At 66.3% G+C, this 14922-nt stretch carries 6 protein-coding genes; 1 reads left to right on the top strand and 5 read right to left on the bottom strand.

Translation table 11 applies throughout. The annotated features are described in order from the left end of the window. The first annotated feature begins 112 nt into the window (after positions 1-112). Positions 113-1192 carry a hypothetical protein gene (locus tag ACIBN2_RS16655; protein WP_399135098.1) on the top strand — a complete coding sequence of 360 codons (1080 nt, stop codon included), beginning with the start codon at positions 113-115 and terminating at the stop codon, positions 1190-1192. On the opposite strand, the gene ACIBN2_RS16650 is transcribed toward ACIBN2_RS16655, so the two are convergent. The 5 genes from ACIBN2_RS16650 to ACIBN2_RS16630 form a co-directional block, all read right to left on the bottom strand. Further along, positions 1189-3624, bottom strand: a complete 2436-nt coding sequence (locus tag ACIBN2_RS16650) for an SIR2 family protein (protein ID WP_399135096.1) — start codon at positions 3622-3624, stop codon at positions 1189-1191. The two genes, ACIBN2_RS16655 and ACIBN2_RS16650, sit on opposite strands and share 4 nt — an antisense overlap. A gap of 333 nt (positions 3625-3957) precedes the next feature. Then, positions 3958-5403 carry a PIN-like domain-containing protein gene (locus tag ACIBN2_RS16645; RefSeq protein ID WP_399135094.1) on the bottom strand — a complete coding sequence of 482 codons (1446 nt, stop codon included), beginning with the start codon at positions 5401-5403 and terminating at the stop codon, positions 3958-3960. 129 nt (positions 5404-5532) lie between these two features. Beyond that, on the bottom strand, positions 5533-11106 hold the full coding sequence (locus tag ACIBN2_RS16640) for a DEAD/DEAH box helicase (RefSeq protein WP_399135092.1): 5574 nt from the start codon (positions 11104-11106) through the stop codon (positions 5533-5535). Further along, positions 11096-12043, bottom strand: coding sequence for a hypothetical protein (locus ACIBN2_RS16635; protein WP_399135091.1), 948 nt, complete (start codon positions 12041-12043; stop codon positions 11096-11098). The genes ACIBN2_RS16640 and ACIBN2_RS16635 overlap by 11 nt, the downstream gene beginning before the upstream one ends. Further along, complete coding sequence (locus ACIBN2_RS16630; protein ID WP_399135090.1) at positions 12043-14136, bottom strand: hypothetical protein; 2094 nt, start codon at positions 14134-14136, stop codon at positions 12043-12045. The genes ACIBN2_RS16635 and ACIBN2_RS16630 overlap by 1 nt, the downstream gene beginning before the upstream one ends. Positions 14137-14922 lie beyond the last annotated feature (786 nt).

The following is a 14922-nucleotide window of genomic DNA, read 5'->3' as shown; positions in this document are numbered from 1 at the left end:
TATGTTCTTCCGAGTTGGTCCTCCGTAACGAGGCATATGCTCGGAGGCAAGACGGGCTGTCCTCGCACAACGATCGACCGTTCAGGGACGCGACCAAGAGGAGTCGGAGCCGATGAGTCCGGTGCAGCTTTCCATCACTGCCGCCCTCTGTGTCTCCGGCATCGCCCTGCACATCTGGTCCTCCGCGCCAGACCGAGCCGGGCGGCAGTACTCTCTCCAGCTTCCGGTAGTCCTTTTGTACTCCCTGGCCGCAGCCCTCTTCCTGTTCTCCGCCTTCCCAGACTCGATGACCGAGGGCCGGGCCCTGGGTTTCGGGATCAGCGGGGCGGCCGGCTTCGCCGCCTTCTTCCTGCTGGCGTCGTTCACATGGCTCAACAAGACCCGGCCCCTGGACCAGATCTCGGCGCAGCTGAAGAAGGCGACCCGGGAGAACACCGCGCTGCGCAGGCAACTGTCGCAGCAGCGGCCGGCGGAGGACACTCCGCGGCCCGTCCTGCAGTGCACCCGGTACGAGCTGCCGTTGCAGGGCGACCGGCGCCATCGCATCGGGATGATCACCGGGAACATCGCCAACGTGCTGGGGACGGACGTGTGGGTCAACTCCGAGAACACGCGGATGGAGATGTCACGCGTCGACGAACCCACCCTCTCCGCGACGATCCGGTACCACGGCGGCTGCCGGGATACTGCGGGCCATCTGGTACACGACACCATCGCCCTGGAGCTGGCCGAGCACATGGCTGGCCGCTCCCATGTGACGGCGGGATCCGTTCTGGTCACGGGGCCAGGAGAGCTGCAGGAGAGCCACCAGGTCCAGCGCATCCTGCATGTCGCCGCCGTAGAGGGAGAACCCGGCTCGGGGTACCGGCAGGTCATCGACCTGGAGCGGTGCGTGCGCAACGTCCTCACCGAGGTGGACCGACTGGCCGCCGCTGGCGAGCCGCTGCGCTCGGTGGTGCTGCCGCTCCTCGGAACCGGCGGCGGCAACAGCGACCTCGGCAAGACCGTGGATACTTTGCTGGGCGCGACAGTGAGCTACTTCCGCTCCCACGCGGCATCGCGCATCCGCGTCGTCTACCTGCTCGCCTACACGGACGTGCAGGCCACGCTGTGCCGGGCCGCTCTCGACTCGGAGCCCGCGATCTCGCCGGAGAGCGCGGGCCGACTCGAACCGGGAGGTGACGGCCCTTAGGCCAACATAAGCCACTTCCTACGAAATGACTGCAACTGGTCCCTGACCTCCGACGAACGCGTGATCGGGGAGATACTGACCAGGTGCATCCAGTCGTTCCACCGGCGCTGGATACGCTTGTCGATGGACCCGTTTGCTTTCTTGGCCCGATCAGCCCATTTGAGGGTGTACTTGAAGAAGGTCATGTACGGGTACTCCGAGTCCTCGGCGGCCATGGCGCGCGCCTCCTCCAAATACGCTGCCACCTCCAGCAGGTTCTCCGTCCTGTTGTGCTCTGGCCCGTCCTCGGCGAGGTACCTTCGGAAGAGCACTGTGGCCAGCGTATTCAGCGCGAACGCGTCACGGTGCTGGGCGATGGCCTGCCGGGCGAACGAACTGGCCGGAGCATGCCGGCCTCGCTTACTCGCCCCAAGAGCACGCTGCTCCCAATACCGCGCGTTCCAGGCGTATGCCTCCTGTAGTGCCTCGTACCAGGCGTCCAGGCGTTCCGCCCCCAGCCACGCAGTCAGCACCTCGTGGTCGAGGAGTTGGCGCACCATACGGTAGGCGAGCGTGCGCGACGCGATGGCGGCCGGGGAGATCTGGACGCCGTAGTGCTGGGCGAGTTTCAGGGTGACGTCGTAGTTCTCCTGCGCGCTGAAGGAACTCTCCAGCATGTATGACCCAAATGCCCGGTGCCGCGGGTAGAGGCGGCCCCCTGCGACGCGGATAAAGTCGGCGAGCACCGACTCTGAGTGCAGCAGGGCGTTCAGCTCGCTCGCCGACAGTCCGCAGACGGATGCCGCAGCGCCCATTGGCAACCCGTATCCGAGGGCGGATGTGATGCAAACAGCCTGGAAAACCGCTCGTTCGGTCTCGCTCCTGAGGCGCGAGTAGCCTGTCTTAACCCTTATGCGGAACCCGTCGGCCTCCTCTAGGTTCGACATCGCCGAGAAGAGGTTCCTGCTGTGCTTCTGCGTGAAGTACTGGACCTGTTCGTCGTGGCCTGCGTCGGCCACGATGCCGAGCCGTCCGTGCTCTTTGAGCTGCCGAATCAGAGCCTCGATCTCCACAGCCTTCAGCTTGTCGGAGACCTCGGCGTCGGCGAACCCCACGCCCGTAAAGCTACGGCGCACCTCCCGGGCGCGCGAACGCCGTTCCACGGCCAGCAGCTTGAAGGGGATGCCCCGCTCCTTGGCGCACAGAGCCATATCGGCGAGGTCGCCAGCGAAGTCGGCAGCGCCTTCTACAATGAGGAAGGTCCTTGGATGCTGTCTAAGCCACCACAGGGTGGCTTCCCGGGACGGACGTAGTTCGGGGTCGAGTAGATATGGCGTCCAGTTCTGCTCCACAAGTTTCCTCGCGACCCGCAAAGCTATTGTGCTCTTCCCTGTGAACGCGGAACCGGTCAGGCAGATGACCTTCTGCTGTTCGTCCGAGATCGCCTCGCGGAAAACTCTGTCGGTGAAAATGCGTTGTGCGTCGAGGTCGCGCAAGATGTCAGAGTATAGGGGTTCGTGCCCGGCGTAGAAGTCATGCCGGTCGTCGAGGCGGTACTCGGCGCCCGTGCGAATGGGATGCCACTGGCTTAGGAAGCTCAGAACGTTGGGGTTGATGCGACTAGGGTTGTCTGCCGACACATCGGCCTGCTGGAAGTAATCTGGCCAGCTGGCCCGGACCCTGGCGAGGAACTCCTCGGCCGTGGCTTCGACCGGGATAAGACCCCACTCACGGAAGCGTTCCTTGTCGAATTCGTCGATCGTCGGCATGACGATGACGGAGGGCTCGGAGCTGCCCTCCACACGCCCCTTCTCCAGGACGTTCTCCAGGTCCAGCTCGTCGTTGAGGCTGGCGCCCAAGATGATGGTGGGCGTCTCCAGGTAGCTGTCGGCGAAGATGCTGTGCCAGCGGTGGCGCTGGGCGACCGCGTACAAGTAGGACGAGATGTCGAAGACGAGGTCGTCTATCTTCTTCGCCCAGGCAACGCCGTGCAGGTGGACGAGGATGGCCTGGTGGCCCGAGGGCACCCGGTGAGAGTCCGTCCACGAGACGGAGACAAGCTCCTTGGCTGAGTGGTCGGTGAACTGCTTGGTGTAGGCGTTCTCCACCGAGTCATCGATGTTCAACGACCAGATGTACCGCCAAGGGATGGAGACTAGGTCGGCGTACCACGATGGTGCGGTGCAGTTGGTGAAGCGGTCCGCCATGTAGGCCAAAACGTCCTGGCCGTCCGCCGTGACGCGCGACCTCGCCATCGAGAAGACCTGGCGCAGGTTGCCGCGCGGATTGCCAGGCAACGAAAACGCCGTGGCCATCTCCTGAGCAAGGTTCCAGCCGCCGGGCAGTCGCCCCAGCGGCCCCTCCGAGTCCAGGCTGGCGCCAGCACCCAGCAGCAGCTGGTACTTCGACTCGGTGATGGCCCGCATCATGCTGTCCCACTGCTCAGCCGTCATCCACGGTTTTGGCACGACCCGTCCTCTTCTTGAGATGCTTGAGCGCGGTGCTGCGCCGGAGCGTGAGCGCCCCCCATCATGGGTTCAAGCAGTCAATCAGCCCGACAGGCCTTCATGAGTGAGTTCGCCTCCTCCGGTCAGGCAGATCGTATCGAGTCCGGGCCGTGGACGAGACGGATGCGACGGTCAGGAATGCCGCGCTCACGCCTATGAATCGCCGTGCCCGAGTACGTGGACTACCTGTGGACAGGTTGCACACCATCGACCGGCTGTAAGCCCATGAACAGGGCAAATACCAATTCCCGAAAGGGCCTCCGGAGTCCTAACTAAGTGTCAGCTTCCGGAGCGCCTGTTGCTCTCCGCTTGCTGCGCTGCCAGACGACGCAGGATAGTGCGGTCCGCCTGTGGGATGGAGTCCAGCAGGTCTATGAACCACGGTGCGATCCACGATGAATCCCGGTGGAGCCACTCGCCTGGAGAGAGGGCGGTACCGGGTACCCAGTCCCGGGAGAGCGGCTTGCTGCTTCGTGTGGCCGCAGCAATGCTTACAGACGGCTCCGCTTCTCCAGCGTCCCGCCGCCCGAGCTGAGCTGTCACACCGATCAGCCACCACTGGAACAACCGTTGGGACGGCGACGCCGACTCCACAGCCGCACGCACGGCCGGAGAGACGAGCCCCACTGAATTGAACGCATCAAGCGCCAACCCCTCCGGCGGATCTAGGTGAGACGCTGTCTCCTCCGTGACCACCAGCGGTGTGTCCGAGATCTTCGCCTCGAATGCCTCCGACACCCGCTCGATCTCCGCGTAAGTATCCGCGGCGAGCTCAGCGTCCAGGAACTCCCTGACCCCGCCGAAGAAGTACGGCGGTGTCTCGATCCTCAAGTCTGCTTGTGCCCTCCGCCTCAGTTCGTCGACAAGGCTCGGCCACGGACGGGAGCTGCTTGAGCCGGAGCCCTGCTCGTACCAGTCTTCCTTCGTGTCATTCGACACGAACAACACGCGGCGACCACTGGGGGGCAACTGGCGGACATGCGCGATCAGCTCTTCCCAGAGGAGGAAGTCGCCAGCCGACTTCAGCGGCGTGTCCTTGTCGGAGTCGGAGAATCCGGGAGGGATCTTGTTCGGGAACCGGAAGGCGGTCGCCTCCTCCAGACGCTTTCGCAGGATGTCGTCGTCCGGCTGCTCGCCGATACTTTCCCCGTAGAGCTTCGCGATGCGCTTAAGAATGGGGTCTTCCGCATCGGCGGAGTTCAGTGCTAAGCCGTGGTCGGCTTTGAGCATGTCCAGGTGACGTTTGAACTCATGACGGTAGACGTCGAGGTGAGCATCGACGCCGGAATCCGCGACGAGTGCGTCGAGTCCCGCTATCTCCTGCTGGGCCCGGGCGTACTTGTCGAGCTGGGTACACACGACCTTCTTCGCCTCGACGATCGCTTTGCGGGCTGCCATGAGCTTCTTGTTGACCTCTGAGGCAGCATCAGCGAGAGCCCTTTTGCGGGATTCCAGTGTGCTGCGGCGGCCGCGGACGAACTCAAGGCCGACCTGGTAGGGCATCCACAGCCGTCCTGCGGTCTGCTCAAGTGCCGACAGGACCTCTTTCCTGGAGGTCTCGGTGTACTCGTACAGGCTCAGCAGGACGTTCGTGTCCAGCACGATGACGCCGTCGTTGAAGAAGGCGCTGCGCTCCGCGTCCTCAGCCGACGGCCCGGGCTGGAGCCAGGCTGCAAACCGCTGCAGCAGTACCGGGTCGTCCATATTCCCCTGCGGCTCGGCCATGACCCTCCCTTAGCCGATCATCCTGGCACAAGCAGCCTTCAGTCGGCGGGCGCGCGCGGCTGCAGCGGCTGTGCTGCCTCTCAGCTTCCGTTGCCCCTTGCGGCTCCAAAGCCGCAAGGGGCGGATCTTCTACACCCCGTCGAAGTCAGCGAGCATGGCTGACACCCGGGCAGGGGCTTTGTCGAGGAGGAAGTCGTCGACGAATGCCACGTCCGCAACGTCTCGGCTGTCAGCTGCGGCGGCGTCGCGCACAGAGCTGATGCGGGGGGAGGACAGCGTGGCGTCGGCTGCCTCGAACGGGCCCTTGGCCGCGACCCAGACCCGCTCTTCGAAGAGAACCGCAGGGCCGGTGCCGCCCAGGTCGTCCACGAATTCCGCATCGCCGGGCGGGAAGTCGGACGCCCAGTTCCGCAGCAGTCCCGCAGCCCGGCGGCCATGCTGGCTGCTGGCGGCGCCTGTGCCTTGGAGGATGGCCAGGAGTTCCCCGGCCAGTCGCCAGTCCAGGAGGCTGTGGTACGCCATGTTCGTGTAGTCGCGCAGGCACTGGTAGCACGAGCCGCGGCAGTCCCGGCCGTGCGCACCGTCCGCGAAGCCGGCCAGCATCCTGTTGGCAGTCGCCATGAGCTGCTCGAAGACCTCCCGTTCGGCGAGGTGTGTGCAGTAGCCGGCGCCGTTGTCCAGGGTGTCGGAGAGGAAGGCGAAGGTGCGTGCCTTGCTGCTGCCGGAGCCTGCGCCGTGGATGCCGGATGCGATCTCGTTGGGCTGCACCTGCAGGAGCGAGCCCGCGGCGGTGCGCAGCAGGGCGGCCAGCGAGTACCAGGCCGCCCGCCGCCCCGAGCGGTCGTCGGGGAAGCCGGTGCTCTGCGGCACGGAGGTGAGGTTCAGGCGCAGACCGAGCGCTGGAATTTCGCTTGCCTGGGGGCCGAGCAGGAACAGGTCCGTGTGCTGTGTGGCGCCGATAGCGGTGGTGAGCGGTTCCTCGTCGGCGGCGATGTCCTTTGCAAGCCATGGGAACAAATCCGCCGCCCCGGCCTCCAGATAGGCGCCGGACCAGCGTGTGGTCGGGCTTACTTTTGAGAACTGAAACAGTCGGCCGCCGTTGTCGTTGACTGCGTACCGCTCGCCCTTGCCGGCGTGGACCACCATGCCAGGTGCCTCGATCTTCAGCGGTGCGCCGTGCTCAAGGTCGGCGGCAGTGCGGGGGGCGAGCGACCTGGCCCTCCATGCGAAGTTGCCGTCGAAGTCGCGTGCCTTACCGGAGTAGAAGCCGGCCGGTTCGCGCAGTTCGATCTCACGGTAGGAGCCGTCGGCTGTTCCGCAGGCGCGGCAGGGCTGCGGTGGGGCGTCCTCTTGTTCCGGCAGCGCCTGTACGTCCTCTGCGAGGTGTCCGCAGGCACGGCAGATACCGATGAGGACAGGCTGCCCGAGCGGTTCCTGCACGGCTCGCGGGGCCCGCCCGGTCGGCTCGAACGCGACTGCGCCGACTGCCGTGTGGACCTGTCCGTCCTTGACCGTCTCAGCGCCGGGAGCGAACTGCGAGATCGCGATGTCCAGCGACCGGTCGACCACTCCGCTCGGCGGCCAGGGGTAGGACTCGGAAGGGCGCTTGGTGTACAGGTAGCGGGCTGAGGTGGGGAATCCGAACATCGGCAGCAGGCCTGACTCCGCCAGCCGTTGGCTGAGTTCGTGGTGGCCACGAGGCTCGTCGGCGATCTGGGTGACGCGGTTGACGAGCTCCTGGGCCACCCATGCCGCCGCCTGAGCCGGGGACCAGGTGCTGCGGGTGCGGTCGGCGAGGGCTTCGGCGAGACTGCAGATTTCGGCGTCATGCGACTTGATCCATCCGCTGACCGCTTCACTTACGGCGGGCCAGTCTGCAGTGTGGCCGAACTGGCCGTGGACGTTGCGGGTCGGATCGGTCCCTGTGTCGTCCCCGGCCGCGCCATGCGCCGCGTCGAATGCCCTGCGGAGCACTTCGGCAGCGAGGACCCGCTGGTAGATGTCCTTCATGTCCGTGGACAGGTAAGGCGGCGGAGTCGGATCGTTGGTGATGCGCTGGGGGTCTTGGAAGTAGTGCTCGTCGTGGCTGCGGCCGCGGCACACGGTGAGTGCAAGCGCGACCGGCGAGGTGCGCCGTCCTGCCCGTCCCACGCGCTGCTGGTAGTTGAACCGGGTCGGCGGCATGTTCGCCATCAGGACAGCGGCCAGCGGGCCGATGTCGACTCCGGCTTCCATCGTGGTGGTGACAGAGAGGATGTCGAGGGTATCGGGGAGCTCGTGCTCCTTGCCGTCGAGGAAGATGCCTTGGAAGCGGGCCTGGCGGGCCTGGGCGTCCAGACGGTCGGTCTGGCCGGTGAGTTCGGCGGCGTTGAGGCGGAAATCACCGAACTGCCTGTGCGCCATCCAGGCGTAGTAGTCGGCGTCTGTGCCCTCGAACGGCTCGGGCGCAGCAGGAAGGGGCCGCCGGCACTTCGTGCACACCCCGACGCCGGGGTGGAGGTGCCGTCGCCGGCAGACGGAGCAGGTCCAGGACACCGCTCGGCCGTGACGCAAGGCGACGTGCTCAGGCTGAATGACGTATTTCTTGACTGCCTCGCCCCAGATCCGCTCGACGGTATTGCGGAGGTCGTCCGGATCCTGCCCCAGGTGGTCCGCTGCGCTGGCCCAGAAGTCCCGCAGCTTCTTCGGCGGTTCGTCAGCCGGGCTGCGCAGTCCTGCGAAACGGCGCATGTGGCCGAGGACTCGCAGGCTGGCCCGGGCCAGCGCGGCATCGGAGGCCCGCTCGGCTTCGAGTGGTGCCTGATCGGTGGCGAGGGTGAGCCAGCCCAGGCCCAGAGACTCGAAGTCCCGTCCGGCGCTGCCGAACAGCCCGTTGAGCAGCTCGCTGGTCAGGGCTTCGCGGATGTCCTGGCGCAGCTGCTCCTGCCGTTCGCTCAGGACCAGGCTGGATTCGTCACGTACCTTGCCGCCAGGGACCTCGGGCCACTGGTACAGGGAGGTCCAGGGCTGCGGCTGGGAGCCATTCTGGTAGCTGGTCTGCTGCAGGGACGCTTTCGGGCCGCCGGGATTGATGCCGAGCTGGACCAGGCGTTCAGCTACCGCGCTGCCGTGGCTGTCGAGGCTGGGCACCCGGCTGAGGCGGCTGTAGAGCGCAGCCTCTTCTGCCGGGTCGGGGAGATCATCGTCAAGATCGTCGAGGCTTTCGGATGCTTTCTGGAGCTTCACCCAGGCGTCATAGGTCTCCGGGTCACGGGCGCGCAGCCGGTCGCGGGCGGCTTTGGCTGTCTCCTTGTCGACGGGGTTGTCAGGGGATTTGCGGTAGAAGCCCGATACGGCTGCGAGGTCGGCGGCCGGATCCCCCTGGCCCTCGACCTCCTCGGCAAGCAGCAGGCGCAGGAGGTCCTGGTAGTGGCGCAGCCCCAGGCCTGCGGACAGCTTCGCTGCGTCCTGACGGCTGTCGGAGAAGACCACCGCCTGCCTGTTCGGCAGGTGGGAGAGGATCCCGGTGGTCAGCACCTGGTTGACCTTCTCGAAACCGGTACGCATGGACCTGACTGGTGTACGCATGCGGCGCGAGTCGTTGAGGCTGAAATGCTCCGTCCCGACCTGCCTGACCTCCCAGTTGTCACCGCAGTTGGGGCACTGGGTCGGTGCCGCGGGGAGGTCTTCCGCTTTGAGCCGGGGCCGTCCCTTCTTTGGCTGCGGCACGCTGCTGTGGAAGGACCAGCCGGTGTGGTCACGCTGGTTGCGGAGGATGCCGGTGCGCGGGTCGTACTTGCTGCGCTTGAACTCGAAGTCGGCGCTCAGCGTGCCCTTGTCCGAGGTGGAGTTCCACTCCAGCTTCTCCACCGCAGGGTCGTCCTTCCGCGGCCAGTAGACGACATAGTTGGCCGCGCTCGGCCCCGTAGCAGCGGCGTCGGGCAGTGAGTCGAGGTCGGGCAGGTCCGCAAGCAGTCCGGCTTCGAAGGGGCGCCCTTTGGCCGCGTTACGGAAGGCCGATTCTGGTGCGTACCCGCCGAGGAACGGATCTCCGCAGTTCTGGCAGTAGAGGAGTTCCAGCACGCGTGCATCGCAGCTGCAGCGCGACGTGGGGCGCGGGTACAGCTTGCCGACGGTCCTCTCCATACCTTCCGGACGCGGAGCGTCGGGACACTGAGGGTCAGAGCAGGCCCAGACACCGGGGATGTTGCGGAAGAAGAGGTGCCCGCGCAGCTTGGGCGTCCGGGGATCGGCCGAGCGTCGCAGTGCGGCGAGGACTCCGCGCAACGCCTTCTCCTGCACGGCGGTGTCAGCGGCAGGGAAGATGCGAGCGGCAACAGCGTCGTCGAAGTCGGCGATGAGGCGGTCACCATCACGCAGGGCGTTGACCAGCGCGTCACCGGCACCGGTATCTGCCAGGAACTGGTCGGCCTCGGCGGGCGCGGGATCCGCGTCCAGGGCGGCGTAGGCCTCGGCGTGATGGGAGATGTCGGTGCGGGTGTGCGCCGGCAATACAAGCTGACCGCCAAGGACCACGAACCGGTTGCGGTCGACGCCGAAGAACTCCTGCAGGAAGTCCAGATCACGGGGGGCTTCGAGGGAGGCGGAGGCGGCCAGGATACGGAACTTGTCCGGCCTGTGGTCCAGGCCGAGGCGGTGACGCAGGTTGCGCAGGAGGTAAGCAATCTCTGTGCCCGCCGTGCCCCGGTACATGTGGAGCTCGTCGACGACCAGGGTGAAACGGGCGTCGGGCACCTCCTCCAGCCAGCGGCGCGTCTTGTCGAAGATCTGCGACTCGCGCGAGCGCATCAGCATGACATTGAGCATGCTGTAGTTCGTGATCATGATGTCGGGCGGAGCCTGGATCATGTCCCAGCGGCAGCGCATCTCCGCGCCATCCAGCCGGGGGATGAAGTACCGGCCGTCGCCGGAGGCTTTCTGCGCCTGGCGGGAGCGCTCCTCCGTGGCGGCGAACTCCTTGCGCAACGTCTTGACGCCAGCCGGCGAACCGACCTCACCGGGCACGGGCGTTGCCCCGGTGTAGCGGCCGAAGTAGAAGCGGTGGCCGGGCCGCGACCGGGCAAGCCATGCCCTGGCGTCATCGCTGTCTAGCGCCCTGCGCAGGCGCATCATCTGGTCGTCGACGAGCGCGTTCATGGGATAGAGGACGAGGGCGCGTACAGCTGCGTGCCGGCCGGCCTCGCCTGCCCGCTGGGGTTGATACTCGCCGTTGGGAGAAACCCACCAGCGGTTCGACGGCGGCGAGGCGGTCGGCCAGTCGGCCGACTCGCGGACGAGGTCGGCCAGAATGGGCAGCATGAACGACTCTGTCTTGCCCGAGCCTGTGCCGGCCGTGACGACGACGTCGCGCCCGTCGCGCACAGCCGCAGCCAGGGCCCGGTGCTGGTGCTCGTACAGGGAGGGGACACCCTGCATCAGTCCAAGCTGGACCAGTTCCGCCAGGTCAGGGTGGGCTCCTGCTGCCTTCACGGATTCCGCGATGCCCGCGTCCATCTGAACGTAGCGCGGGCGGACCTCCAGCAGAGGACGCCTCCAGGCTCCGCCGTTCACGTCGAACAGGTCCTGACGCTCGCGTTCGAGGTGCTCGTCAGCAAGCCCGAACGGCGTGTTGTAGTAACGGAAGAGCGCATCCTTCAAGTGCTCGAACGAACCGAGGATGTCCACATCCCGGCCAGGCTGCTGCGAAGCGGCGTCACTCATCATTCTCCCCCAGATGCTGTCCGAGCGATCGTGCAACCTTGGCGGCTACGGCGTGGGGCACGTTGTCGTAGGCGAGGTTCTTGGCTTGGGCGTTGATACGGGGCGCGAGGCCGCAGCACATCACGGCCACGCGCCGGTGCAGGTCGGGCAGGGGGTATCCCCAGTCGACGAATAGAGTCCCGAACCTCTCACGCCCGGAATCCTTCTCTGGCCGCCAGCGCAGCACGTCCGCAGTCCGGCTCCGGCTCTCCAGCACGAGGTAGACGCCCTGCTCGTGGCTGGTCTCGTACCATTGCCCGTCGCGCAGAACCTGGCATACGCGCTTGCTGTCGCGCCGCTTGAGCCGGTACAGCCCATCGCCCTGGGGCCGCGGAACGAGCCGGTATTCGCCGCGCTCGAGATCGTACTGTTCCAGTGGCTTGCCGAACTCCGGCGCAGAGGTCGGCGCTCCAAGGCTCAACGGCGGCAAGAGCGCAGCTCCTTGTAGCGCGAAGCACGGTGTGTAGGAGAGGCCGAGCTCGGCCGCCCAGCTTGCAAGCCCTGCTTCGTCGTCAAATTGGACGATGAGAGACGGGGGCAAGGGGATGTCCGTGGGCGGACGGTCACTGGGCACCCGGAACAGCTCCAGCAATCCATCCTCCACCGCCTGCGCTACGCGCGCGTCAAACGCGGCCGTCCGGCTCCCGGTGAGTACCGCCAGCCCCCGCGCCTGCGGCAGGCGGGTCAGGACTGGAGGGGCCGCGCACCAGCGCCGATTGCGCCAGTCGATATCCATGTAGGCCAGGGAGACGGCGTCGCGCAGCCATCGGCCCGGGGATCCCGGTTCGATGTCCTGACAGTGCTTCGCTGCAAGCCACCACATGCCCTGCTTGGCATCAGACAGCGTGCCGGCGCCCTGCTCACTCAGCCAGCGCAGCAGCAGGGCTCCTGTATCGGTCATCAGGTTCCCCGCCTTCCGCTGATCGCTTCCGCTGCAGCTACATAGTCGCGCCAGGCAGGAACCTGCAGGCGCTGGGCGGCGCTGAGGACGGCGTATGCCCAGGCGTAGTCGTCGGGTGCCGGCGCGGGAGCGGGTATGTCAGCTGCTGCTACCAGCGCCCTGACTGACCAGCGGGCCGCCGTACGGTAGACCAGCCAGACGCAGCCGTCCGGCACCTCAATCTCAAGGCAGGGGCCAAGTGCTGCAGCGGGCAGACGGGAAGTCATCCAGGCCGGGACCGACCGTTGCTTGGCCCGGCGCACACCGCCGTGGGGATCCAGCAGCACGGCCTCCAGAACACTTGAGCGCAGCAGCTCGCTTCGCGGGAGGCTGATACTTCTTGCCGCAGCAGCCCCACGGATGGCAGCCTCGGAATCCGTTACTTCGCTCAGCTCAGACCGGGCAGTACGGTCGCAGGGGTATCCAAGCGTCCCGGTGCCCGGCGGCAGGCCCTCGTGAAGTCCGTCGTGCAGTGTGAAGACCTGGCTGCTGTGGGCCGTGCCCACACGGTGCTCTCCCTCATCGAGGGGGATCAGGCAAAGAGGGAAGGGCACTCGGGGATCGGCGCGCAGCTTCTCAGTGCGGCCGTCGAGGACGACTTCCACACGGCCGTCCTGTGAGTCGCTGGCCGGCAACATGAGGTCGGGAGCACCGCCCCGGAGGAAATGGCCGGCCACTCCGGCGCCCGCCCGGTACTCAGGGGCGATGCGCAGCCCGCCGGACAGCACGGCATGGTGCCGGATCTGGGGCTCGAGGACGTGTGCGTGGTCTCCGCCCCGGTCGAGGGCGCTCGCGAAGGCACGCCCGTTGACGGCGCGCACGCCCTTGATCAGCTTCCACCCCGGTACCGGCGCCGATGCTTCACGGACGGTACGGCCGCCGAGGACATCGACCATGGAGCGCACTGCGCGGACAGCGGAGTCAGCGGCGAGAATCCAGTGCTGCTCGCCGGGCTCGAAATACTCCGTACTCACCCACTCCCCTAGGTGCGGGTGCAGCCGCAGCAGCAGCACCTCCTGCGGTGCCCACTCAAGGACCAGCTGCTCCCCCTCAAGGCGCAGACCGTGTTCCAGCTGCTGCCAGGAGGGGTGCAGCGATTCCAGCCCCTCGTATACGTCCCCATACCCCTTGCACAGCGTGAACGTACGGCCGCCTGGCACTGCGACGCGCGTCTCATCGATACCGTCGCCCGCTTCGGCGAGCCATTCCAGGCGCCTGCCCCGGTCCGCGACTACGAGCCTCAGTCCGATGGCGCGGCGTCGATGCTCGCGCTCCGGCTCGTGGAGGGTGCCGTCCCAGTCATCGGCGAGCCGCTTGACCAGGCTGGCGATCAGAGTGTCGCCCGTATCCAGGGCGCTGGCAAGCTCATCCATGAGCCGAGGCGACAGGTGCCGGTCCCGCCCTGCTGTCCACACGCGCAGGCGCCGCAGCAACTCGCGTCCGGAAACCTTGTCGGGGTTGAGCGGCCGCAAGCGGGTGGCGGCGAAAAACCGGGTGAGGATCTGCCGGTCAGAGCCGCGCACCAGCGCCTGCGAGATAGGGAAGCCGATCTTCCAGTAGTACTCGTCAGTGCTGATCGTGCTGGTGCCGTAGAGACCGCCCGTCTCCTCAAGCCAGGTGTCCAGCTCCTCCCACATCCCTGCCACGTCCTCAAACGCGTGCACAAGTTTGTGGGCTCGAGGGGTAGAGGGCTGTTCGCCGAACAGCTGGCTCCACCGCCCGTAGAAGTTGCTCCTCAGCATGCCGTCAGAGGACTCCATGCAGGTAGCAGCCAGCACGGACAGGGCCAGCACCGGCAGGCTCGGCGGCGGGCCCACACTCCCGTTTTGCTCCCACATTTCGCACTCGCGCTGAATGCGGCTGAGCAGCGGCCTGTGCGGATCGCTCCAGTTAAGTTCGCCGACGACAGCCTGGGCAAGGCCCGTTCCTATGCGTTCGGCCAGCTCCCGTTCAAGCTCGGCATCGACGTACAGGACGGTGCTTCGCAGCGCATTGCCCGCACCGAAGAACTCTGCGCAGAGCACGTCGTGCCACTGCTTGTACTCGGACCCCATCAAACCTTTCCAGCTTCCCCACCCACAGCCGCGCGCCCCGTCTGCTGCTGCGGACACGCTCTTGCGTCCCGCCTCGGCAGCGGCCCCGCCATCCGCCCAGCTCAACCCACGCTACTCATGCAGCCCTTCGCGCGATAGGCAAAGGCGCTTGTTCGTCGCTCTTGCGGCCTACTGGCGCATCACTGCCGGGCCCCTCCGCCGATCGAAGCCCGGAGTCTGCTGCCGACGCCAACTGACTTCCCATCAACCAAACGGCATGACAATTGAGGAACCTCACAACAGTCCCCTCAGCCCGGAGAGATGCAAGAATAAGAACCGGTGGACACAGAATATCCACGACCTCTCCACAACATGAGGCACATGCCGCAATCGTGATGTTGCCTAGCGGGCAAGAAAGGCCAGAACAGGCACCACATCGTTCCGCCCTCCTGCCGCCATGCACCACTCCGGAGGCATGCCCCTTCCTGTCCATCCGCCCTGTATACGCAGCCGCCTATGCAGTCGACAGGGTTGAGGTGCGGCCACCAACGCGAGCATGTTGGGTGCTCAGCTCGCACGATCACCGCAGGCTGGTAGGAGTTTCAGTGAACCGCACACCGCACTGCTGGCCCCGGGGCCCCTTCCCAGTCCGCCGAGCGGCTTACAAAGCACCCGTGGACTACCTGTGGACGAAGCGCGCGCCGTCTGTGGTTCATAGGCCTGTGACCTGCTCGAACCTCGGAACCCGTAAGGCCCTCCGGAGCCGTGTGCGCAGGTTCGAATCCTGCCGGGGGCACCCTTTCTGAG

It is taken from the genome of Streptomyces sp. NPDC050534 (genome assembly GCF_044457745.1).
Lineage (GTDB): Bacteria > Actinomycetota > Actinomycetes > Streptomycetales > Streptomycetaceae > Streptomyces.
Note: the sequence above shows the minus strand (reverse complement) of the source record. Positions and strands in the feature narration are given on the sequence as shown.